Here is a 23,238-nt window from a genome sequence, read left to right on the forward strand (position 1 = left end):
GGGTTTATTGAGCTGGGTCAGTCTTTTTTGTTAATCGAGCAGGTATTGATACCCAGTAACGGATAGGCTGGGCAGAAACGAAACACTCCGGTTGCCAGAGGCAGTACACCTATCCAGCCCCAGATACCGATGGTACCGGTGACAGCCAGCAGGATCAGTACAAGACCTGCCACTATGCGCAACACTCTATCTATTGTTCCAACATTGGTTTTCATTTTGTCTCTCCAGTGGTGAGGGCGTCCTCTTCAAGAGCGCCGATAGTATTAAATGCATCATGTGTACTCAGAAAGACAGCAGCCACCTGTTCCTTGTACCAATGGGTGTCCTTCAGTTTGTCCATCAATGGGCCTTTGACTTCGGCCAGATGTATCGCGATTCCTTTGGCTTCTAGTCCTTCAGCCAGTTCGCTGAGCATCTCCAGCCCTGTGCTGTCTATCTGATTCACTGCTGACAGAATCAACAGTAGTGCATGGGTATCCGGTTGTTCACTCAACGCTCGATTGATCGCCTGTTCGATCGCCTTGGTATTGGCGAAGAAGATGTTTTCATCAATACGGACGGCAACGAGTCCGGGCAGTGTTTCAACATCGTAACGGCTGATATTGCGAAAGTGTTCGCTGTGCGGGATACGTCCAACCACCGCGACATGCGGCTTGCTGCCTCGCCAGAGCTGAGTGGCGATTGACAGGCACAGACCAATCAGAATGCCCCCCTCAACACCCAGTACTATGACGGCAATGGCAGTGGTCAGCAGCGTGACGCCATCGGCGCGGTCATAGCGCCAGGCTTTTTTCAGGCTGGCGATATCGATCAGAGGTGCTACTGCGACAATGATGGTGACCGCGAGTAATGCAAGCGGCATAAAGGCAAAGATATCGGCAATACTGACCAGCATCAGCGCAATGATAATGGCGGATACGATACCGGCCAGGGGGGTATTGGCACCGGCTGCCTGGTTGACGGCGGAGCGCGAAAAACCACCACACACGGCCAGGCCCCCGGAAATGCCGCTAGCGAAATTGGCAGCACCCAGGCCCAGCAGCTCTCGGTTGGGGCTGATGCTTTCACGCTTGCGCCGCCCCAGTGATTGTGCGACTGAAACGCTTTCGACAAATCCCACCAGACTGATCAGCAGGGCGGGTATCAGCAGTAACTTCAGCTGTTCAAACTCTGGCGACGACCAGACCAGATCAGGCAGGCCTGAGGGCAGATGGCCGACCACCGGTACGCTATGCTGATTGCTCAGATCCAGCCACCAGGTCAGACCAATTGCGGCCAGCACTGCAAGCATCGGTGCCATTTTTGACAGTACTCCGGCCGTGCTGCTACCGATGCCTGTAGCCTGCAGGTGTTTTTGCATCCAGACACGCGCATAGATCATCCATGCCAGCGCCGCGATACTCAGACTCATGACGACAGGATTACTGGCTGACAGATGAGTGAGTAGCCCACTGACAGAAGAAGCCTCCGATCCCAGTCCGAACAGGTGGCGGATCTGACTGTACAGAATCAGCACGGCAGCTCCGGAGATAAAACCGCTGATGACAGGATGACTGAGAAAATTGGCCAGAAAGCCGAGTCTTAACAGACCAAACACGAAGAGCATGGCGCCAGAGATCAGCGCCAGCCAGATGGCCAACTGGATATACTCGGCAGAGCCTACCGCTGCAAAGGGTGATAACAGCTCCAGTGTCATCAGTGCAGTGATGGCTACCGGACCAACAGATAGAGTCATACTGCTGCCGAACAGGGCATAGCCCAATAGTGGCAGCAGGCTGGCATAGAGCCCCATCTCCACCGGCAGTCCGGCAAGATATGCATAGGCGATGGCCTGAGGCACCAGCATGATACTGACGATCAGACCCGCACTAAGATCACCGACAAGCAGTGATTGCCTGTATTGCTGAAGCCAGGGGAGCAGGGCCCGTCTCATGCGTTCATAAACCTTTTATCGATCAGGTTGAAAAGCCCCATACCCGCCAGCATGGCGACAACGAACAGTATCGCCAGTGGCATGCCCGCACCTGCCGCAACCAGCGCTGGCCCGGGACAGAAGCCAGCAACACCCCAGCCGGTTCCGAAAATCAGACTGCCGATCAGCAGGCGTTTGTCGATCTGTGTCGAGGTAGGTAACTGAGGCGTTGTTGCCAGCAACGTACGCTGGCGCCTCATGACCCACTGAAAGGGGACGATGGCTGTGGCGATGGCACCAACCATGACAAATGCCAGTGACGGATCCCATTGCCCGGCCAGATCCAGAAAACCCAGAACCTTGACCGGGTTGGACATGCCGGAGAGAATCAGGCCGAATCCGAAGATCAGGCCGCTGCACAGTGCAATAAGAATACGCATGATCAAACTCCCAGCAGGTGGCGCAGTACATAAACAGTGATGAAACCAGCCGCCATGAACGTCAGCGTAGCGACAAGTGAGCGGACCGACAGGCGGGCAAGACCACATACACCGTGTCCGCTGGTGCAGCCAGAACCGAGTCGTGATCCCAAGCCGACCAGCAAGCCCGCCAGGATGATCGCAGGTATGCCACTGTCAATCTGGACGGTTGGGCGTTCGAGTATCATCCAGACCAGCCCAGGGGCAATAATCAGTCCAGCAATAAAAGCGATACGCTCAGCCAGTTCATTTCTGTTCCTTGACAGAATGCCGCCCACCACGCCACTGATCCCGGCAATGCGGCCATTCCAGAGCAACAGCACACTCACCGAAATGCCGATCAGAATGCCGCCTGCCAGTGAGCTCCAGGGTGTAAACTGGCTCCAATCGATAGTCATACTGACTCCTCTTCATAACAGAATAGTTGATAAAGTGTTTCCAGCACGGCCAGAGCCTTGGGGTTGGCTATACTGTAGTAGATCTGTTTGCCTTCGCGGCGGGTGTCTACCATGCCTTCCCGACGCAGAACAGCCAGTTGCTGAGACAGGGTGGGCTGCATGATTCCCAGATCCTCTTCCAGCTCACCGACATTACGTTCCTGCTCTGCGATCTGACACAGCAGCAGCAGTCGGTCTCGGTTAGCCAGGGTTTTAAGCAGGTGGTGTGCCTTGTCGGCAGCATCACGCATCTGTTCAATCTTGGGCGCGGACGTTATGCTCATATTCAAAAAAACACTTCACAAGTTAAAAATTAGAATAAATTAATTTATTGACTAATAATATATAAAAAAATATAGTATGTGCAAGTGTTATTTCGGGAGAAAGTTAATCATGCATATCGAGATCCAGCCATTCTTTGATCAAGCGACCTCGACCTTTACCTATGTGGTGCATCAGGGGCAGGGTTCTTCTGCCGCTATCATCGATTCAGTGCTCGACTATGATCCCAAGGCGGGTCGTACCACGACACACTCGGCTGATAAAGTTGTCAGCTTTATCAAGGAACATGAGCTGAATGTTGAGTGGATACTGGAGACTCATGCTCATGCGGATCACCTGTCTGCAGCGCCTTATCTGCGCAAGCTTCTCGGGGGCAGGATCGCGATAGGTGAGCGCATTACTCAGGTGCAGGGTGCCTTCAAGAAGCTGTTTAACCTGGAGCCTGAATTTGCTCTGGATGGATCACAGTTCGACCATCTGTTCAAGGATGGGGAAACCTTCCGTTTCGGAGATCTGGAGGCGACCGCCATTAATGTGCCTGGCCACACGCCGGCGGATATGGCCTATCAGATTGGGGAGCATCTGTTTGTCGGCGATACCCTGTTCCTGCCGGATGTCGGGACTGCGCGTTGCGATTTTCCAGGAGGTGATGCACGGACACTGTATCGGTCTATCAAAAAACTGCTTTCACTGCCGGGTCAGACCAGGCTCTATATGTGCCATGACTATCCTCCTGATGAGCGCCCGGTGAGCCATTTGAGCACTATCGCTGATCAGCGAGCGTATAACATTCATGTACATGATGGTGTGACCGAGGACGAATTTGTGGCGTTGCGAGAAGCGCGCGATGCCACGCTGGAGATGCCGGTGCTGATATTGCCGTCTGTACAGCTCAATATCCGTGCCGGGCAGTTTCCACCGGCTGAAGACAATGGCATCGCCTATCTGAAAATTCCGTTGAATCAGCTCTGATCAGAATTCGATCACCAGCACACTCTCCTTGCCCATGTCACCTCTGATGTGGGCAACTTCCTGTCTTTTTCCTCCCCCCTGATCCAGATCAAGTTTCCGTTGCGTACCCATTTACATTAGAAAAAGTTCATGTTAAATACCTTGGTTTAGTTATGGTTATTGGACTATTTACCAAGGGCAAAGGGAAAGGAAGCTGAACGCCATGCAAGAGCAGCTGACAAACAGTGCATTCCCTGACACAACGTCCGATCTGAATGAGATGTTCAATCAGGAGATTCTGAGCCACTTTCTGGATGGCGTGATCACCATTGATAGGCGGGGTATCATTCACTCTATCAACCGGGCAGTTGAGCAGATTTTCGGCTATACCTCTTCGCAGCTGGTAGGCGCTAATGTCAGCGTGCTGATGCCTCAACCCTTTCGTTCCCATCATGATGGGTACCTTGCTCAGTACCAGCGGACAGGCCAGGCGAGCATCATCGGTAAGGGGCAGCGCGAGGTCAGAGGGCAGCGGGCTGATGGAACAGTGTTTCCAATGGATCTGGCTGTGTTTGAATTCACAGTGGGTGATCAGATTCACTACTGTGGCATCCTCAGAGATATCAGCGCACGCAAACAGATTGAGACGGATCTGCGCATCGCATCCTATGCATTCGAGGCACCTATAGGGATGGTGGTCACCGATGCCCGTACCCGCATTCTCAAGGTCAATCACGCCTTTACCCGTATCACCGGTTACACCGAGCGAGAGGCGATCGGTAATCCGGCCAGTCTGCTTCGTTCTGATCACCATCCTGCGGAGTTCTGGACTGACATGTGGGACTGTCTGTATCAGAACCATATATGGGAGGGTGAAGTCTGGAGCCGTCGCAAGAATGGTGAAGTGTTTCCAAAGTGGCTGACGGTTACAGCCATACGTGATGAGGCGGGATCGATCAGTCACTATATTGCCACGATGAACGATCTGTCTGAACAGAAGGCATCGGAAGAGGCAATTCGTCAGCTTGCACTCTATGACCCACTGACCGGGCTGCCCAACCGCAGGTTGCTGATGGATCGGCTGAGGCAGGCGATGTCTGTCGGTGCACGCAATGCACTCTATGGTGCCTTGCTGTTTATCGATCTGGATCACTTCAAGACCCTCAACGATACACTCGGCCACTCCTGTGGTGATCAACTCTTGAAGCAGGTGGCTGACAGACTTTCAGGCTGTATCAGGCAGAGCGATACCGTTGCACGGCTGGGAGGCGATGAGTTTGTCATCATGCTGGTGGAACTATCCAGTGATCCAATCAGTGCAGCAGAAAGGACAAAGCTGGTCGTTAACTCCATTATTGAGAAGTTCAAACAGCCATTCCTCCTGAACGAAGAGCATTTCCATACCACCCCCAGTATCGGTGCAACACTTTTCGTCGGGCACCGGGAGAGTATTGACGACCTGCTGATTCAGGCTGATCTGGCTATGTATAAAGCCAAGAGTGATGGACGCAACGGCTATTGCTTCTTTGATCCGGAGATGCAGTCGGCAGCACTGAAGCGTTCGACCCTGGAGATGGATATACGCCAGGGCATTCAGCAGGAGCAGTTTGTTGTCTACTATCAGCCGCAGGTTAATGTTGAAGAGCAGATAAAAGCATTTGAAGCACTGCTTCGCTGGCAGCATCCTCTGCGAGGTTTCGTGTCGCCATCAGAGTTTATTCCCTTGGCGGAGGAAACTGGTTTGATCATTCCACTGGGTCTGTGGGTGATCGAGTCTGCCTGCAGGCAGTTGGTAGCCTGGTCGCAGGATGAGCAACGGGGTGAGCAGAGTATTGCCGTCAATGTCAGCGCAAAGCAGATCTACCATTCAGATTTTGTGGCTGAGGTTAAAGATATCATCGATAGAACAGGTGCAGATCCGCACCTGCTGAAAATGGAGCTGACTGAAAGCCTGCTGCTGGCCAATGTTGACGAGAGCATCATTAAGATGAACCAGCTCAGGGACCTGGGGATCCGGTTCTCTCTGGATGACTTCGGTACAGGCTACTCATCGCTAAATCACCTCAAACGCCTGCCTCTGGATCAGTTGAAAATTGACCAGTCTTTTGTGCGGGATGTGCTACTGGATGAGCATGATGCCACCATCGCCCGCACGATTATAGCTCTCGGTGAAAGCATGCGCTTGAATGTGATCGCAGAAGGTGTCGAGAGCAGTGAGCAGAAAGAGTTCCTGGTGAATTGCGGCTGTCGCTGTTTTCAGGGCTATCTGTTTGGTTACCCGGATCTGCCGGAAAAGTACTGAATTTAAGTATTCAAGTGACCCAGTCAGCACTGCCGTGCGTATGAAGCATAAGTGTTCGGATAACCGGACCTGCCCAACATCTGCTGAGAATAATAATCCAAGGGTCAAACGGTTTGTTTGAGTCGCAACACCATGAGGGAGGAGTTAAACATCAACTATTGATTATCAGATTTGAGCAACCATGAAGAAAAACTACCCCATCTCCGGCCGTGAAATCGATTATCCGCACAGCGCCAATATCCTGTCGACCACCAGCCTGAAAGGCGCCATCAGCTATGTGAATGATGACTTCATCAGGATCTCGGGTTTCACCAACGAAGAGCTGATAGGCAAGAATCATAATATTGTCAGGCACCCTGATATGCCTTCAGAAGCATTTTCAGACCTCTGGGGTTCTGTTAAATCAGGACGTTCCTGGATGGGGATGGTCAAGAATCGCTGCAAAAATGGTGATCACTACTGGGTCAGTGCCTTTGTTACGCCAATAGTCCATAACGGTGAAGTGACCGAGTATCAGTCGGTTCGTACCAAGCCACCACGTGTGCAGATAGAGCGGGCAGAAAAAGTCTATGCACAGCTGAATGCAGGTAAGAAGCCCAGAGAGCTCAGAGGCATCAGAATCAGTCTGACAAACAAGTTACTGGGTGCTGTGGGCATCGGTGCACTGGTTTCATTTGTACTGGCGTTATTGCTGGGCAATGTGCAGTGGAGCTCTGCCTTGATGATGGCGGTATCCATGCTGCTGATCAGTGGGCTGCTGATGGTGGGCTTTCTGCAACCCCTTAACAGAACCATCAAACGTGCAAAGGCGATCGCAGACAGCCCGTTGGCGCAGGTGATCTATACAGGCCGAACGGATGAGGTGGGTGCACTGGAGTATGTACTTAAGATCCAGGAAGCAGAAGCAGGAGGCATACTGGGGCGAATTGGCGATTCTGCGCGCAAGCTTTCAGAGCAGGCCAGTCAGCTTGCTGCTGCCGTTGCTCAGACTAGTGTTGGTAGTCGTCAGCAGCAAGAGGAAACTGAACAGGTATCGACAGCAATCGAACAGATGTCGGCCAGTATTCGTGAAGTGGCTGGTAACTCTCAGAATACAGCTCAGGCTGCCCATCAGGCGCGTACTCATGCCAGTCAGGGGCATGGTGTGGTGTCCGATGCCAGCAGTGCCATGCGTGTGTTGGCGGCCGACATTAAACAGACCGCGAGTGTTGTGCAGAGTGTGCATACCAGTAGCTATGAGATTTCGAAGATCCTTGATGTAATACGCAGTATTGCCGAGCAGACCAATTTGCTTGCACTCAATGCTGCCATTGAAGCCGCTCGCGCCTCTGAGCATGGGCGAGGATTTTCTGTTGTGGCTGATGAGGTGAGATCGCTGGCAGGCCGAAGTCACAAAGCCACAGAAGATATTAATCAAATGATTGATATTCTTCAGAAAGGCGTCAAAGGTGCTGTGGCGGCAATGGAAAATAGCCTTATTGAAGTTGATAAGGGTGTTGTCCGTTCTGAAAAAGCGGCACAGGTTCTTGAGGATATTGCATCAGGAATTGCTACTATTACAGATATGAGTACGCAAATCGCCAGCGCAGTTGAAGAGCAAAGCGCAGTTTGCGATGAGGTTAACCGTAGTATCTCATCGATCAGAAGTGGTACGGATAATAATGTACAGGCCGGGCACCTGGTAGAGCAGGCCGCTCATAGTGTTTCTGAACTGTCACACAGTCTCAGATTGCTGTCTGATCAGTTCTGGAGCAAGCGACAGGTGAGTTAGGAGTAACTGAGATCTAAGGGCCGAAGCTATTGCTGGACAGCAGGCCCTTAATAACCCGGAAAACGGGAGGGTAGTATGAGTCGATCAGATTTACCCTGTTTTGACGAGTTGATAAAGATGAACCGTCAGGACCCAGACAAGCTGGAGGCTTTGAGGCTACAGCTGACAGATGAGCTGTTGCGTGATAAACCACCAGAACAGCGGCGATCACTGGAGCAGCTCGCATTCAGAATTGAAGCGGAGCGCAAGCGGTGTCAGCACCCTATGGGCTTGTGCATCCGTTTTTCCAATATGATGCATGAGCGCTTCTGGAATATGGCTGGCTTGTTACAACGGCTGCAGTCAGGGCCCGGAATCAATGAGCTGGAGGCGAGTGTCCGTGGGGCTGTTGTGACAGGTGGTGAGATAGAGAGCAAGGATGCGGAAAAAACTGAGAAAAAGGATAGTACGCAGCAAAGAGCTTCTGTGGTCTCTCTTGCAGAATACAGACGTCATAAGCAGAAATGAAAAACCCCGGATGCCGAAGCAACCGGGGTTCTGGGCATTAATCAGCGAGCTGATTACTTACCGAATTTCTGCAGCTCAGCCATGAAGGTCTTGCTGGAGTCAGTAGCCAGTGAAGTGAAAGCTTCGCCCTGGCCTTTCATCAGGTTGAACAGTGCAGTGTTGGATTCAACATTGAACTTCATTACATCCTGAGGAGTTTTCAGTTCTTTGGCTTTTTCAGCTTCAGACTTGAAGAAAGAAACCAGCTCTTCGCCAGCTTTTTTCTGCAGCTCAACTGTTTTGCTGATTGCTTCTGCCTGGGTAGCCAGAAGAGTCTTTACTGCTTCAACAGGCTTCTGGAAATCTATGTTTGCTGTGGTCATGTTATCTCTCCTGATTTTTGATGGTATGCAGTACGTATGTTGCACTGCACAATGAAGCCTATTATAGAGATGGTGAATTAATAGTCAACCCTATTTTGCTGCACTGCACAAAATATTTTCATATCTATTTCATCTCAGTCAATTCAATGTAAACCATCATTATTACAGGCGGGTGAATGGTTGGTGATATAAGAAGGGAGCCTTGAGGTGATCCTGATTTTTGCAGTGCACATATTTCTCGATCTGCAGTGGCTGGTCTAGTCAGTTGCGCTCTTCGCCAGTCCACACCAGCTTTCCGCATTGGCTCAGGTCGTAGCCCGCGAACTGCTGTGACATGCGCACGCCTTCCTTGCCTTGCAGCCATTCGAACAGATGCTGAATCAGGGTTCGGAAATAGACGCTCCTTGGTACCACCAGCTCAAAAGATTCCTGATAGACAGGAATGAAGCTCAAACCGAACTCTTCTGCTGCCGCCTGTGTGCCGGGGCCTATCTCTGCCTGTCCACGTGCAATGGCTGAAGCGGTCTCACGCTCGGTCAGGGCATGGCAGGCAAGGTTCAGATGTTCAAAGGCAACCTTCTGCTCGCTCAACCACTCCTTTAAAAAGCGCTGCGAGCCGGCACCTTCCTGGCGGATTACCCAGCGATAGCGTTCCAGCTGTCGGGCTGTCAGATCCAGAGAATCACTGATCTGTCGGTTTGCGATCAAACCCTGCTGTCGCTTGAACAGATGCACCAGTACCCAGTGGCGCGATCCTGCATATTGTCTGATAAGAGCAGGGTGGCGTAACTGGCTTTCGTCTGAGCGCCCCCAGTGTATGGCACAGCAATCCACCAGACCCTGCGATAGTAATGAGAGGCCAGCCTGCGTGCCGGTCGGCATGTAGCTGTACAGTGCACGGTGTTGCTGTGCTTTCATCACTCTAAGCAGTGCGGCCTGCAGCAGGGGGTCATCGCTGCCTGACAGCAGCAAACGATCGGTCAGCACACCATGATGGCTGGACTCCAGCAGCCACTGATCGATCAGCTTGCGCGGAAAAAGCCACTTGCCTGTGACCTTGGTGGCAGGCAGATGTCCGTTACTGGCCAGTTGATACACCTTTTTCTCATTCAGATGAAGATAGCCGGCGACATCCTTGACTGTCATATAGGGAGAGGGAAGGGCGGAAAGGGATGGTGGCGAGTGCTCAGTCATCTGTCCGACCTCGTTTCTCAGAGCGGCCTCGTTCCTCAGGCTTTGAGTCCAGCTCCAGACGCTGATGCCCACTGAAGGCCAGAAAATGTTTTCCCTTGGCTCGGGCGAGCATCAGAATATTCAGCCGCTCGGCGATCTCAAGCCCCATCTGTGTGGCACCGGATCGAGACAGCAGCACACTCATGCCCATCTGAGCCGACTTGATCACCATCTCCGACGTTAATCGACCCGTTGTGTAAAAGATTTTGTCTTCGGCCGTGACATGTTCCAGCCAGAGCCGGCCGGCCAGGGTGTCGACAGCATTGTGGCGGCCGATATCTTCGCAGAAGGCGATCACCTCACCCTCACGGGTACAGATAGCACAGCCATGAACCGCACCGGCATTGCGGTAGGTTTCATTGTGGTTGCTCAGGCTATCAAGCAGGTTGTAAATCTGGGACTGCTTCAGCGACCATTGCGACAGCTCCAGGTGTTCAAGTTTTGCCATCTGATCGCCGAATACCGTACCCTGGCCACAACCGGTGGTAACGGTACGCTTTGACAGCATCTCATCCAGATTATCCGGTGTGCGGCGGGTGACCACGGCAGCTGATTCCACCTCCCAGTCCACCTGAATTGCAATCACATCCTTCAGTGATTCAACCAGATTCTGATTACGCAGGTAGCCGAGCACGAGAGCTTCGGGATCTTCGCCCAGTGTCATCAGTGTCACGATTTCGCGCTTATCCAGATAGATCGTCAGCGGTCGTTCGCAGGCCAGTGCCTGCTCACGCCAGTTACCCTGCTCATCCATGACCTGTGTTATCAGTGTCAGCGGAGCGCGGGCTTCTGACAGCTGTGGGCGGTAAGCCATACAGAATCCTTTTTTCAGTTTCTTGTTTGTGCAGCAACAAGCATACCAGTTGGGAATAGCACAGGCATATCCTCCTTCGACACGCTGCATGCAGGACCAAGCCTGGTGTTTGAAGCAGCGGGGGCTTGTTTAGTTGCCTGATATGGCGGTATCTGATTGGGTCAAAATGTCTCATCTGTGCAGGTGTGTTGTATCCAAATGGCGCTGCCGAGCGTTGCTGAAAATATCGAGCTGTGGCTGTGATGGCATATCCCTTGGGCTTTTCAGGCCGAATAGATCTACCAAAAAGAGGCGGCATGTAAATTGCGTGCCATATTAAGTAGGTAAAAATGGAGAGCGATTGATGTCTGACGAAAAACCATCACTGAACACCTGGCCACTATGGGTGAGGCTGGAGCGACAGATCACCATGTCTCGAGGTTGGGAATCCGAAAACTGGCGCGTTGCCGAAGTGGCCATGGAGCCTGACGCACATGAATCCTTTCACCGCCTCTGGCTGCAGCTCTATCGTGATGAGCGCGTAGCCTATCGATTCAATCTGGATTCTGGTTCACCCCGTTTGTTCGTTGTCTGTGAAGCACTGGAGACAGGTTGGGTGCCACGCAAGCTGACCATCTGCCAGGATGTGGCTGCTGACTATATGGATGGCAGTCAGCCGGTGCTGAGTATCCCCATGCCCGAAGCGATCATGCTCTGGGCGGAGCGTTTTATCGCCGGACACGGGGATCTGCCGGATCCCGCGAGCCATAAACGTCGCATGCGCCAGCAGAAGAAAGCTGCAGAGCAGGGGGTGAGTGGACATGAGTGAAGCTTTTCTGTCCCGCTGGTCTCGTCTGAAACGAGCACCGGACGAACAAGGGAAGGCCGAATCAGAACACTCTGACCCTGAGGCGACGGCATCTGATCAGGCGAAATCGACCGCACAGTCACAATTGATGTCTCACTCACAGTCAGTAGAGCAAGTGCCATCAGAAGTCGATCTCTCTTCGAACGCTGAAATGGATAGTGGCAGTACTGAAGATCAAGCCATCACTGAGCCTGCTCTGCTGACTGATGAAGATATGCCTGATCTTGAGTCAATCAATGCCCGCAGCGATGTGTCGATGTTTTTTTCCTCTTCCGTCAGCCCTGAGTTACGCAGCAAAGCGCTGAAAAAACTGTTCCATCAACCTGAGTTCAACGTCCGTGATCCTCTTGATGAGTATGCCGATGATTACTCCAATATGCCGCTGCTGGATAGAAAGGTGGCTGCCACTTTGAAGGGCTGGGTCGGTCAGCAGGTCAGAGAGGCCTTGCAGGCTGAGGAGAATGCTGCGGTAGAGAAGGCTGATTCGCTAGCGCAACAATGTGAGCAACAAAGCGATCAACAACGTGAGCATCAAGCAGTGGATCAATCAGTAGCAGATGATGCAGTGCAGCAGCGCCAGCCTGTTGAGTGGGATCAGATCCAGTGCGACCAAAGTCCTGAGCCAGAGTATCCCAATGAAGAGGAGGGTGATCAGACAAAATGACGCATCAATCGAAATTCCATCCATTTTGAATGGATCCTCGGGAGTCATGGCGCCTTATCTGGGTTGTCACTCTTGGCTTCAGAATTGCAATCAATAACAACAAAGCGCTGAACACTGCCAGACCCATAAATAAAAAAGTTCAGCCACAGCGTGTCAATGAGAGTGTGAATGAAATCAAATCACTGCCAGGAAGATTTGCAGGCGTCTGATGCCGGGCTGATGCCGCTTCAGTCGCTGATTACCCATCGGGCAATGACTGCCACTGATGATATCAATCGTCAGGCACGCCAGATTGCGTTGCAGTCGATGCCACCCGTTTTGCTGCAGCAAAACGACGCCATTCAATACCGCAGCAAAGGTCATCTGCTGATTATCGGCCCGGAAGATCAATCGCGGCTGGCTGCCGCTCAGGTGAAGGGCTTGAGCAGCATCACGCTTCTGGCGCTCGGCGATATCAGCTCACAGGATGATGAGCATCTGGAGCGCGCCATGGCCAGTGCTCCCGATGCCCCTTGTCTTTATCTGCCACTGATCAGCCTGGATGGCTGGTTGGGTCAGTTCAGACTGTTGCTCAAAGCGCCGGATGGTCAGGAGTTTAACCCAGCAGAGCCACTGATCAGACAGCAGGGCTTTGATCTGGTGCTGGATCTGACGCCGCAAGGGGTGATTGAGCAGGAGCTGACACCACCGGGTTATTACCATATTGCACCGGATTCCACGCATCTGCATGAGGCGCTGGATGAGCTGAGCGGGATGGTCGGGGAGTTTGAAAAGCCTCAGTATATCCAGGTCAATCATGATATCTGTGCGCACTCCACTCGCGGCAAGATCGGGTGTACCCGCTGCCTTGATGTCTGCCCGGCGGATGCGATCAGCCATCATAATGAAACCTTTGACCACGACTATCAGATCGAGATCAATACCCATCTGTGCCATGGCGCCGGTAGTTGCGCCACGGCTTGCCCGACAGGCGCGCTGAGCTTCATGACACCGGCACCTGCGACGCACCTTGAACATCTGCGCCGTCTGCTGGATAACTATCATGCCGCAGGGGGTGAGGGTGCGGTGCTGCTGATCCACAGCGAGATAGCGGCACCTGACATGGGCACCTTGCCGGGCCAGATCTTGCCGATCGCACTTGAGGAAGCCGCTGGTATCGGGGCTGAGTTGTGGCTGTCACTGCTGGCACAAGGTGCCACGCTGGTGGCGATTCAGGTCGATGGCGATACACCGCCATCTCTGCGCACGCTGTTGCAGAAAGAGACTACTCTGATCGGCCAGTTGCTCCGGGCACTGGGCCACCCTGCTGCACGTGTCAGTCTGGTTGAGGCCGACACGCTTGCCACTGAATTACCTGAACTGATTGAACAGCTTTCCCATTGGCAGAATCTGCCAGCCAGTGAAACCTTTGCCTATTCCGGTAAGCGACAGACGCTGAATGAAGCGTTGGATCGTCTGTATCAGCAGGGGCAGGGCAGCGATGATCCGGTCAGTCTCCCAGTCGGCAGCCCTTATGGTCAGGTGCTTATCAATGAGAGTGCCTGCACCCTCTGCATGAGCTGCGTGGCGGTCTGCCCGACACAGGCACTACGCGGTGGCACTCCAGAGCAGCCAAAGCTGGCGTTCATGGAGGGTGATTGTGTGCAGTGTGGCCTGTGTGAACGCAGCTGCCCTGAGCAGGTGATCACGCTGGAACCTCGTTTTCTGCCAGCCACCGGCGATCGTTGTGAAGTCAGTGTACTGAAACAGGAAGACCCTTTTCATTGTGTCAGTTGCGGCAAGGCGTTTGCGACCAGCAGCACCATCACACACATCATGAAAAAACTTGAAGCCCACCCCTATTTTCAGGGCGAAGCGGCCAAGCGGCTACAGATGTGTGAAGACTGTCGGGTCAAGGACAGTTATCGCGAACTGGTGATGGATCCCGAAGCGCAGTTGCGCCTTTAACCTGCAGGAGTCATGGCATGAACAGTGTTTTACACGCCACCCCGGTGATCAGCGAAGAGGATAGCCTCAGAGCTGATATCTATGCCCTGCTGGCATCCCTGTTGCGTCAGGCACCTAATTATGAACTGTTGAGCTTTCTCAGTGAGCTGGAGCTGGATGAAGCCGCGCAGGGCGAGATGGCACAGGCCTGGCAACTGCTGAAACTGGCAGCCCAGCACAGCAATACGAACGCTTTGGAAAGTGAGTATCTGAAGCTGTTCATTGGAATCACGCAGGGTGAGTTGACCCCTTTTGCCTCCTGGTATCTGACCGGATCTTTGATGGAGGCCCCTTTGATTGAGCTGCGCAAGGATCTTGATCTGTTGGGTTTTGCCAGAGCAGAGCCCTACTGCGAGCCTGAGGATCATATCGCTGCCTTGTGCGAAGTGATGAGTCTGCTGATTCAGCAGGGGGCCAGTCATGAGCGTCAGACGGTGTTTTATCAACGCCATCTTGCCAGCTGGGGACAGACTTTTTTTACCGACCTGGTCAAAGCGCCCAGTGCGGTGTTCTACAACGCGGTGGCCCTGTTGGGCCAGGCTTTCTTCAAAACTGAAACGATCTGCCTGCAGAAACAGTCGGATGCCGTTCAAAGCGTCCGTTTGAGTGGATAAAGGAGCGAAGTGATGCAAAACAACAAGAATGAGTCCGACGATACAACTCAAGTGGGACGACGCCAGTTCCTGAAAGGTGCAGTGGCGGTGTCGGCAGCAGCGGGTGTGGCTGCCGTCTCAGGCCAGACCCTGGCGGCAACGGAACCACTGGAACCCAAGAGCATGCCGGATACGGCTGAAGGCTACCATGAAACGGATCATATCCGGGCCTATTACGCCAGTTGTCGTTAACACTGGACTGAGAGGGAATCACGATGCGTTTAAATAAAAAATCCAGTGAACAGACACTGGCTCCGGGTCAGAACCGTTTCGGCATCAGTCGCCGCGGTTTTCTGAAAGGGACGACGCTGGCGGCAGGCGGTATCGCTGCGACCGGTATGCTGGGCCCGAATATGATCCGCAAGGCGGAAGCTCAGACGCAGACAGTTGATCTGGCGACCGAGATCAAGCGCACTATCTGTACCCACTGCTCTGTTGGCTGCGGTATTTATGCCCATGTGCAGAAGGGGGTCTGGACCGAACAGGAAGCGGCGTTTGATCATCCGATCAACCGTGGCGCGCACTGTGCCAAAGGGGCCGCTGTGCGTCATCATGGCCACAGTACCCGCCGCCTGAAGTACCCGATGAAGCTGGAAGGTGGTGAGTGGAAGCGTCTCTCCTGGGAGCAGGCGATCAGCGAGATCGGCGACAAGATGCAGACGATTCGCGATGAGTCTGGTCCGGATTCGATCTTCTGGCTCGGTTCAGCCAAGTTCAATAATGAGCAGGCCTATCTGTTCCGTAAAATGGGCTCACTCTGGGGCACCAATAACGTTGAGCATCAGGCGCGTATCTGCCACTCCACCACGGTAGCCGGTGTTGCCAACACCTGGGGCTACGGCGCCATGACCAACAGCTACAACGACATGCAGAACAGCCGCTCCATGCTGTTTATCGGCTCCAACGCTGCCGAAGCGCATCCGGTGTCGATGCAGCATGTCTTGATTGCCAAAGAGCGTAACCGCTGCAAGGTGATTGTGGCGGATCCTCGCTACACCCGAACTGCAGCTAAAGCCAATGAATATGTTCGTATCCGCCCTGGTTCCGATGTGGCATTTATCTGGGGCCTGCTGTGGCATATCTTTGAAAACCGCTGGGAAGATCAGGAGTACATCAACCAGCGCGTCTATGGCATGGATGAGATCCGTGAAGAGGTGCGCCAGTTCCCACCCGAAGTGGTCGAGGATATCACCGGAGTCAGTGGTGCGCAGATGTACAAGGTGGCCAAGCTGCTGTCGGATCACCGCCCCGGCTGTATCGTCTGGTGTATGGGCGGAACGCAGCACACCACCGGCAACAACAATACTCGCGCCTACTGCATTCTTGAGCTGGCGCTGGGTAATATCGGTAAAGAGGGTGGTGGCGCCAACATCTTCCGTGGCCACGACAACGTACAGGGTGCCACCGATTTCGGTGTTTTGTCAGACTCTCTGCCTGGCTACTACGGTCTGGCTGAAGGCTCATGGCGCCATTGGGCGGGTGTCTGGGGTCTGGATTACGAATGGATACAGGACCGTTTCGACCAGAATGAGTACCGCGGTGGCAAACCGATGCATACCAACGGCATCACCGTTTCCCGCTGGGTAGATGGTGTGCTGGAAGATAAGGAGAAGATAGCGCAGAACGATAACATTCGCGCCATGTTCTACTGGGGTCATGCTGTCAACTCGCAAACCCGCGGACCAGAAATGCGCGAAGCGATGAAGAAGCTCGACATGATGGTGATTGTCGATCCCTATCCAACCGTTGCCGCCGTCATGAATGACAGAACCGATGGCGTCTACCTGCTGCCGGCCTGCACCCAGTTTGAAACCTACGGTTCTGTGACTGCGTCCAACCGCTCCATTCAGTGGCGCAGCAAGGTAATCGAGCCGCACTTCGAGTCCAAGCCTGATCACACCATCATGTATCTGCTGGCGAAGAAGCTTGGCTATGCTGATGAGCTGTTCAAGAATATTCAGGTCAACGGTGATGAGCCACTGATCGAAGATATTGTGCGCGAATACAATCGTGGCATGTGGACCATCGGCTACACAGGGCAGAGCCCTGAGCGCCTCAAGTATCATCAGGAAAACTGGCATGCGTTTGATTTTGTCAATCTGAGAGCGGTGGGCACCGATGCCCATGGCGACTTCTACGGACTGCCCTGGCCCTGCTGGGGAACGGCCGAAATGAAGCATCCCGGTACGCATGTGCTCTATAACACCAGTCTGGCGGTCAAGGATGGTGGTCTGGGCTTTCGTGCCAACTTCGGTGTTGAGCGCGATGGTGTGACACTGCTGGCGGAAGGATCAGCGCCTTTAGGCAATGAGATAGGTGATGGTCACCCTGAGTTCTCGGCCAATCTGGTCAAACAGCTAGGTTGGTGGGATGAACTGACTGCCGATGAGCAGGCAGCCGCAGAAGGTAAGGATTGGAAGACCGATCTTTCCGGCGGTATCCAGCGCGTCGTGATCAATCATGGCTGCGCACCTTTCGGAAACGGCAAGGCGCGGACCATTGTCTGGACTTTCCCGGATGCGATTCCCAAGCACCGTGAACCGCTTTACACCACGCGGCGTGATCTGGTTGAAAAATACCCGACCTGGGACGATTTCGAATCGCTCTATCGTATGCCGACCTTGTACAAGTCGATCCAGGCGCGTGATACCAGTGCCGAGTTCCCGATCATTCTGACCTCCGGTCGACTGGTTGAGTACGAAGGTGGTGGTGATGAAACACGTTCCAACCCTTGGCTGGCAGAGCTGCAGCAGGATATGTTTGTCGAGATCAACCCCTTCAATGCCAACACACTGCGTATTGCAGATGGTGATACTGTCTGGGTTTATGGACCGGAAGGTGGCAAGGTCAGAGTCAAAGCCCTGGTTACCAATCGTGTCGATCGCAATGTTGCCTTCATGCCTTTCCACTTCGGTGGCGAGTTCCAGGGTGAAGATCTGCGCAGTCGCTATCCCGCGGGCAGCGATCCCTACGTGCTGGGTGAATCGGTTAATACGGTCACAACCTATGGTTATGACCCGGTGACCATCATGCAGGAAACCAAATGTACGGTCTGCCGCATCGAGAAGGCGTGATAGGACATAAATGCGATACGCCCGTCCTGGCGGCGGGCGTTGCTGAGGAGAAGTTCCATGGCTCGAATGAAATTTTTGTGTGACTCAGAGCGCTGCATCGAGTGTGAAGGCTGTGTCACGGCGTGCAAAAACGCCAACGAAACCGAGTGGGGGATTCAACGTCGCCGCGTGGTGACGCTGGATGATGGCGAGATCGGCAAGGAGGTTTCGATATCTGTGGCCTGCATGCACTGCTCGGATGCACCGTGCATGTCCGTCTGCCCGACTGACTGCTTCTATCCGACCGAAGATGGCCTGATCCTGCACAACAAGGATGCCTGCATCGGTTGCGGTTATTGCCTCTATGCCTGTCCGTTCGGGGCACCGCAGTTCCCGAAACAGGGGTCTTTTGGCGCTCGTGGCAAGATGGACAAGTGTACATTTTGCGCTGGCGGCCCAGAAGCCGACCCGCAGGTGGATCAGCAGAAATACGGTGCCAACCGCCTGCGCGAAGGTAAGTTGCCACTGTGTGCCGAGATGTGCTCAACCAAGGCACTGCTGGCAGGTGATGCGGCAGATGTGGCTGATATCTTCCGCGAGCGCGTGGTTTATCGTGGCCATCGTAACAGTGCCTGGGGTTCATTGGAGCAGGGGGCTCAGGAGACTGAACTGGCGGCAGCCAGACAGGCGGATCTGGCCTACGATGCTACCCGTGGTGTTTAACTGCAGCATAGCGAGAGCTGATGATGAGAAAGCCATTGCCTGATCAAATCAGTGCCTGGCTGGTGTGGTTGCTGCTGGTGGGTTGTCTGATCAGCCTGCCAGTCGCTGCACAACAGGGAGCTGATGCGCGCCGTGAGGCGATGCAGACCATGCCGGGCGTCACATCCGATTACTGGCGAGAGGTTGTGTCGGGTACTAAAGGCTCGACTCAGTCACGCAGTCCCGGAGCAGACAGTCTGATCATGATTGAGGGTGAACGCTGGCGCGAGCTGCGCAACACCTGGGTATCCCCGGGAGGAGCTATCGCACTGGGAGGGAGTCTGGCTGCGATAACCTTCTTTTATCTGTTAGTTGGCAGGATCAAGCTGGTCAACCCCAGAACCGGCCGTGTGGTCGAGCGCTGGAGTCGCTGGGATAGAACGATCCACTGGTATACCGCCAGCCTGTTTATCATTCTGGCACTGACCGGTCTGTCGATCCTCTATGCCAAGTGGTTCCTGATGCCTTTGCTACCGACCTCTGTCTGGGGTGGATTTATGCTGGCGGCCAAGAACATCCATAACTATCTGGGGCCTTTGTTTGCACTGGGTGTGTTGGCGATGATCGTGAAGTGGGTGCGGCATAACTTCTTTAATCTGACAGATCTGAAATGGTTTCTCAAAGGTGGTGGATTGGTGGGTAAGGGGCACCCTTCTGCCGGTTTTCTGAATGGAGGAGAAAAAGTCTGGTTCTGGATGATCGTTTTTGTCGGACTCACCGTAGTTGGTTCAGGACTGGTACTGGATTTTCCAAATTTCGGCCAGAGCCGTGAAACCATGCAGATCACCTTGCTGATTCATGCCGGTGCGTCATTATTGCTGACGGCTGCTGCCTTCGGGCATATCTATATCGGTACTCTCGGCACTGAAGGGGCGTTTGAGGGGATGAAAACCGGCTATGTGGATGAAGCCTGGGCCAAGCAACATCATGATCTCTGGTATGAGCAGGTCAAGGATCAGGCTGTGCCGGCTGAACAGGTATTGAGTCAACCCGATCAGAGCGCTGCACCGACCCGACAGGCCGGTAGCAGCTGATTTAACCTTTAGTTCATTCTTTCCTTCCCTGGAAAGATATTTTCCATGCCCCAGCCAATGGGGCTTTTTTTTGCGTGATTTACAGACTTATCACACCATCACAGACCTTATCAACCAGCACCGGATCATGGCTGACAAGCAGCAGCGCGCAGTGGTACTCGCGCGCCACTTCGGCCAGCAGCTCGGTGATCGATTGGGTTGTGATCGGATCCAGTCGTGATGTCGGCTCGTCGGCAAACAGTATCACCGGATTGGGCAGCAGGGCTCTGAGCAGGGCGATGCGCTGTAACTCACCGCCAGATACATTATCGCTGGTGCGTTGCAGCAGACCGGGATCCAGCTGCAATCTTTCCAGCAGAGGCGGTATGCGCGATTCATCCAGTTTATGCAGTCGAACCAGCTCTTTGAGCAGGGTTCCGAGCTTTACGTTGGGTGCAAAGGCTGCGGGTGGGTCCTGATAGAGCTTGAGCATCTGATGGCGTGGAATCTTATGGCTGTAGCGAATCTGACCGGCATCCGGCCTAGTCAGGCCCAACAGCAGGTCGCCCAGTGTACTCTTGCCGGCGCCACTGTCTCCGGTGATGCCGAGAATTTCACCGCGGTTGAGCGTTAAAGAGAGATCCTTGAACAGCTCGGCCCCGCCGCGACTGATGCTGATCTTTTCTGCACTGAGTATTCTGTCCGAATCACAGCCTTTGCGCTTGGCAGGCAGTGGTTTCCACTGTGTCGGTGCCGCGGCAATCAGCTGCTTGGCGTAGTCTGACTTAGGGTTGGCAAGAATATCCGAGGCTTTTCCTCGCTCCACCACTTGCCCCTTGCGCATCACGATCATATCGCCCCCGAGCTGGCGTGCCACCTCAATATCATGGGTGATGGTCAACACGCTGCCCTGTTCCAGTCGCTGCTGTAACAGGCGCACGATATCATCCCGGCGACGGTAATCGAGCCCTTTTGTTGGCTCATCGGCAATCACGATACTGGCTCCGGCAGCTGTAGCGGCAGCAAAGGCAAGTCTCTGTGCCATTCCACCAGACAGCTGTGTCGGAATCTTCTGTCCGGCTGCTGATAATCCCATCTGTTGCAACTGCTTGTCGGCGGCAGCACCAGCGCTGGCGCTATCGACACCATGCACCACTTCATGTACCTCTGCCACCTGCTGCCGGGCCTTCATGACCGGGTCCAGTGAGTGCCAGGGCTCCTGCGGAAGCATGGTGATGCTGCGCCCCCACAGGCGCTGCAGCGTTTTACGATCCATCTGCAACAGCTCCTGATTACCGAGGCGGATACTGCCCGTCACGCTCAGTCCGTCAGGTAATAAACCCATGATCGCCTGAGCGAGCAGGCTCTTGCCCGACCCGGTTTCACCCAGAATGGTCAGAGGCATTCTCGGTTTGAGTGTCATGGACAAGCTATCGACAATAACGACCTCGCCGGCATGAATGCGGAGGTCTTTGACTTGAATAGAGAGGTCTTTAATTTGAATAGAGAGTTCTTTGATCTGGATAGCCTGATTCATGATGATTTCCCTGCCAGCAGATTAAAACCCAACACCAGCAGGAAAATAGCTGCCAGTGGTTGTGCGATCACCCAGGGGGCTTCGCTGTAGTAGGGCAACAGCTCCACGACCATCAGCCCCAGTTCTGCCACAGGTGGCTTGAGGCCGACATATACGAAACCGATGGATGCCAAGGCCAGTATCGAGTTGGCCGCACCGAATGCTGCAAGCGTCAGCACCGAGGGTTTGACGGCCGGCCAGATATGGCGTCTGAACAGATACACGCGACCAAACCCCAACAGCATGGATGACTGCAGCTGTGGACCAGTGACAACCGTGAGGGTGACAGCGCGCACCACGCGATAATATTCGACCCAGAGCACCAGCGAGATCGCCAGATAGAGCACCAGGAAAGAGCCGGGGGCAATGGCCGCAAACAGCAGGATCAGCACAAGCCCGGGTAAGGCCAGCAGCGTATTGACCAGAAAGCCAAGGCTTCGATCGACCCAGCCACCATGCGATGCCGCCAGCACACCCAGCAGCGTTCCGAGGGTTGCCGAGGTCAGCACGCAGATAAAGCTGAGCGTAAACGACAGGCGGATTGCTGAGCCCATTCTGGCCAGCATGCTGCGTCCGTATTGATCAGTGCCGAACCATGCATCCCAGTTGGGCGGGGTGAGGTACAGAGACAGATTCTGCTTCACGCTGCTGCCCTGATGGAACAGAGCCTCCAGCACGGCAAAGAGCAGCAGTGCCAACAGAACAAGCGCACCAATGCGCTGTGAGTGGCTGCTTTGCATAAGGGTTTTCTTCATTGCAGGCGTCCCCTTGGATCGGCCAGATAACAGGCGACATCCACCAGAGCGTTCAGGATCACGAAGATCAGCCCCATCATCAGCGCAGTGCCCTGGATCATCGGGATATCCCGTGAGAAGATGGCGTGAGCCAGCCCGTGCCCGACTCCCGGCCAGGAGAATAACGACTCGATCATCACGATTCCTTCGATCAGGCCAACCAACTGAATCCCCATGTAAGCAATGACTGGCACTGAGAGGTTGCGCAGACCGTGTCGCATGAAGGTATCCATGGCAGGGAGTCCCTTAACGCGTGAAAACAGGTAAAAGGGTGAGTTGACCACGCGCTGAGTGCTGTTGCGCACCACGCGGTTGGATACGGCAGCCAGACACAGTGCCAGTGCCAACGATGGTAGTACCAGGTGATACAGGCTGCCGAAGCCGGCAACCGGGAACCATTGCCAGTTGACCGAGAACAGCAGGATCAGGATCAGGCCAACCACAAAAACCGGCTGCGCGCGAAAGGCTGACGATATCACCATCACCAGTTTATCCAGACGTCCACCGGCCCTGAATCCGGTCAGGATACCCAGTGGCAATGCCAGCAGGGCCGCCACGGCAATTGCCGTGACAGCGAGCAGAAGTGAATGACTCAGTTGATGCTGGATCTCTGTTATTACCGGCGCGCCAGTGATCAGCGAGTTGCCCAGATTGAGTTGCAGAAGATCCATCAGCCAATGCAGGTAGGCCTGCAGAGCAGGCTTTTCGTTTGCCCAGCGAAGCTGGCAAACCCGCCCGCCTGAAAGAAGGCGGGATCACCCCGACCGGGGGGAAGATAATCCGAATGGCAAGGGCGTCATTGGCCAACGATGGGGTCTGAAGGAAGCCATAGGAAGTTAA

The 23,238-nt window shown here is 54.0% G+C and carries 23 protein-coding genes; 12 read left to right on the forward strand and 11 right to left on the reverse strand.

Going from position 1 to position 23,238, the window contains the following annotated elements; genetic code table 11:
- Window positions 1–17 precede the first annotated feature (17 nt).
- Genes F7R27_RS17580 through F7R27_RS17600 form a run of 5 tightly spaced genes read right to left on the reverse strand, consistent with a single transcriptional unit; the run spans window position 18 to window position 3,112 of the window.
- Window positions 18–215 (reverse strand): YgaP family membrane protein, encoded by a 198-nt coding sequence (locus F7R27_RS17580; RefSeq protein ID WP_151705574.1) that lies wholly within the window; start codon window positions 213–215, stop codon window positions 18–20.
- On the reverse strand, window positions 212–1,933 hold the full coding sequence (locus tag F7R27_RS17585) for a SulP family inorganic anion transporter (RefSeq protein ID WP_151705575.1): 1,722 nt from the start codon (window positions 1,931–1,933) through the stop codon (window positions 212–214). Before F7R27_RS17585 ends, F7R27_RS17580 begins: the two co-directional genes overlap by 4 nt.
- Window positions 1,930–2,352 (reverse strand): YeeE/YedE family protein, encoded by a 423-nt coding sequence (locus tag F7R27_RS17590; RefSeq protein WP_151705576.1) that lies wholly within the window; start codon window positions 2,350–2,352, stop codon window positions 1,930–1,932. Before F7R27_RS17590 ends, F7R27_RS17585 begins: the two co-directional genes overlap by 4 nt.
- A 2-nt stretch (window positions 2,353–2,354) precedes the next feature.
- Complete coding sequence (locus F7R27_RS17595) at window positions 2,355–2,789, reverse strand: YeeE/YedE family protein (RefSeq protein WP_151705577.1); 435 nt, start codon at window positions 2,787–2,789, stop codon at window positions 2,355–2,357.
- Window positions 2,786–3,112: an ArsR/SmtB family transcription factor gene (locus F7R27_RS17600; protein WP_151705578.1), complete on the reverse strand. Its 327-nt coding sequence runs from the start codon at window positions 3,110–3,112 to the stop codon at window positions 2,786–2,788. The genes F7R27_RS17595 and F7R27_RS17600 overlap by 4 nt, the downstream gene beginning before the upstream one ends.
- Window positions 3,113–3,221: 109 nt before the next feature.
- Between F7R27_RS17600 and F7R27_RS17605 the strand changes: the two genes are divergently transcribed.
- The 4 genes from F7R27_RS17605 to F7R27_RS17620 all read left to right on the forward strand — a co-directional run bounded on the left by F7R27_RS17605 (window position 3,222) and on the right by F7R27_RS17620 (window position 8,641).
- The gene (locus F7R27_RS17605) at window positions 3,222–4,082 is read left to right on the forward strand and encodes an MBL fold metallo-hydrolase (RefSeq protein ID WP_151705579.1); all 861 of its coding nucleotides are present in this window, start codon (window positions 3,222–3,224) and stop codon (window positions 4,080–4,082) included.
- Window positions 4,083–4,284: 202 nt separating this feature from the next.
- Window positions 4,285–6,363 (forward strand): putative bifunctional diguanylate cyclase/phosphodiesterase, encoded by a 2,079-nt coding sequence (locus F7R27_RS18950; RefSeq protein WP_151705580.1) that lies wholly within the window; start codon window positions 4,285–4,287, stop codon window positions 6,361–6,363.
- Window positions 6,364–6,544: 181 nt separating this feature from the next.
- Window positions 6,545–8,134, forward strand: coding sequence for a methyl-accepting chemotaxis protein (locus F7R27_RS17615; protein WP_151705581.1), 1,590 nt, complete (start codon window positions 6,545–6,547; stop codon window positions 8,132–8,134).
- 75 nt (window positions 8,135–8,209) lie between these two features.
- Entirely contained in the window at window positions 8,210–8,641 is a 432-nt protein-coding gene (locus tag F7R27_RS17620) for a DUF3135 domain-containing protein (RefSeq protein WP_151705582.1), read from the forward strand.
- 53 nt (window positions 8,642–8,694) lie between these two features.
- Here F7R27_RS17620 and F7R27_RS17625 read toward each other — a convergent pair whose 3' ends face one another.
- The 3 genes from F7R27_RS17625 to F7R27_RS17635 form a co-directional block, all read right to left on the reverse strand.
- Window positions 8,695–9,003, reverse strand: coding sequence for a hypothetical protein (locus tag F7R27_RS17625; RefSeq protein WP_151705583.1), 309 nt, complete (start codon window positions 9,001–9,003; stop codon window positions 8,695–8,697).
- A 261-nt stretch (window positions 9,004–9,264) separates the two neighbouring features.
- Entirely contained in the window at window positions 9,265–10,197 is a 933-nt protein-coding gene (locus F7R27_RS17630; RefSeq protein WP_206060551.1) for a helix-turn-helix transcriptional regulator, read from the reverse strand.
- Window positions 10,190–11,050, reverse strand: coding sequence for a formate dehydrogenase accessory sulfurtransferase FdhD (locus tag F7R27_RS17635; protein ID WP_151705584.1), 861 nt, complete (start codon window positions 11,048–11,050; stop codon window positions 10,190–10,192). Before F7R27_RS17635 ends, F7R27_RS17630 begins: the two co-directional genes overlap by 8 nt.
- Before the next feature lie 343 nt (window positions 11,051–11,393).
- Here F7R27_RS17635 and F7R27_RS17640 point away from each other — a divergent pair, with 343 nt between their 5' ends.
- From F7R27_RS17640 to F7R27_RS17675, 8 genes are all read left to right on the forward strand, one after another.
- Window positions 11,394–11,858 (forward strand): DUF3305 domain-containing protein, encoded by a 465-nt coding sequence (locus tag F7R27_RS17640; protein ID WP_151705585.1) that lies wholly within the window; start codon window positions 11,394–11,396, stop codon window positions 11,856–11,858.
- Complete coding sequence (locus F7R27_RS17645; RefSeq protein WP_151705586.1) at window positions 11,851–12,561, forward strand: DUF3306 domain-containing protein; 711 nt, start codon at window positions 11,851–11,853, stop codon at window positions 12,559–12,561. Before F7R27_RS17640 ends, F7R27_RS17645 begins: the two co-directional genes overlap by 8 nt.
- 168 nt (window positions 12,562–12,729) lie before the next feature.
- Window positions 12,730–14,508, forward strand: coding sequence for a 4Fe-4S binding protein (locus F7R27_RS17650; protein WP_151705587.1), 1,779 nt, complete (start codon window positions 12,730–12,732; stop codon window positions 14,506–14,508).
- A gap of 17 nt (window positions 14,509–14,525) precedes the next feature.
- Window positions 14,526–15,161 (forward strand): TorD/DmsD family molecular chaperone, encoded by a 636-nt coding sequence (locus F7R27_RS17655; RefSeq protein ID WP_151705588.1) that lies wholly within the window; start codon window positions 14,526–14,528, stop codon window positions 15,159–15,161.
- A 12-nt stretch (window positions 15,162–15,173) separates the two neighbouring features.
- The gene (locus tag F7R27_RS17660) at window positions 15,174–15,392 is read left to right on the forward strand and encodes a twin-arginine translocation signal domain-containing protein (RefSeq protein ID WP_151705589.1); all 219 of its coding nucleotides are present in this window, start codon (window positions 15,174–15,176) and stop codon (window positions 15,390–15,392) included.
- Window positions 15,393–15,415: 23 nt separating this feature from the next.
- Entirely contained in the window at window positions 15,416–18,274 is a 2,859-nt protein-coding gene (locus F7R27_RS17665; RefSeq protein WP_151705590.1) for a molybdopterin-dependent oxidoreductase, read from the forward strand.
- A gap of 57 nt (window positions 18,275–18,331) precedes the next feature.
- Window positions 18,332–18,976: a formate dehydrogenase FDH3 subunit beta gene (gene fdh3B / locus F7R27_RS17670; protein WP_151705591.1), complete on the forward strand. Its 645-nt coding sequence runs from the start codon at window positions 18,332–18,334 to the stop codon at window positions 18,974–18,976.
- Between the two features lie 35 nt (window positions 18,977–19,011).
- Entirely contained in the window at window positions 19,012–20,049 is a 1,038-nt protein-coding gene (locus F7R27_RS17675; RefSeq protein ID WP_240776426.1) for a formate dehydrogenase subunit gamma, read from the forward strand.
- A 79-nt stretch (window positions 20,050–20,128) separates the two neighbouring features.
- Here the strand turns inward: F7R27_RS17675 and F7R27_RS17680 are convergent, their stop codons facing one another.
- From F7R27_RS17680 to F7R27_RS17690, 3 genes are read right to left on the reverse strand one after another with little or no spacing between them, the layout of a single operon-like run.
- Complete coding sequence (locus F7R27_RS17680) at window positions 20,129–21,565, reverse strand: ABC transporter ATP-binding protein (RefSeq protein ID WP_206060552.1); 1,437 nt, start codon at window positions 21,563–21,565, stop codon at window positions 20,129–20,131.
- Entirely contained in the window at window positions 21,562–22,359 is a 798-nt protein-coding gene (locus tag F7R27_RS17685) for an ABC transporter permease (RefSeq protein WP_240776427.1), read from the reverse strand. Before F7R27_RS17685 ends, F7R27_RS17680 begins: the two co-directional genes overlap by 4 nt.
- Window positions 22,356–23,069, reverse strand: coding sequence for an ABC transporter permease (locus F7R27_RS17690; RefSeq protein ID WP_240776428.1), 714 nt, complete (start codon window positions 23,067–23,069; stop codon window positions 22,356–22,358). The genes F7R27_RS17685 and F7R27_RS17690 overlap by 4 nt, the downstream gene beginning before the upstream one ends.
- Between the last annotated feature and the right edge of the window lie 169 nt (window positions 23,070–23,238).

The organism is Nitrincola alkalilacustris (assembly GCF_008973755.1).
GTDB lineage: Bacteria > Pseudomonadota > Gammaproteobacteria > Pseudomonadales > Balneatricaceae > Nitrincola > Nitrincola alkalilacustris.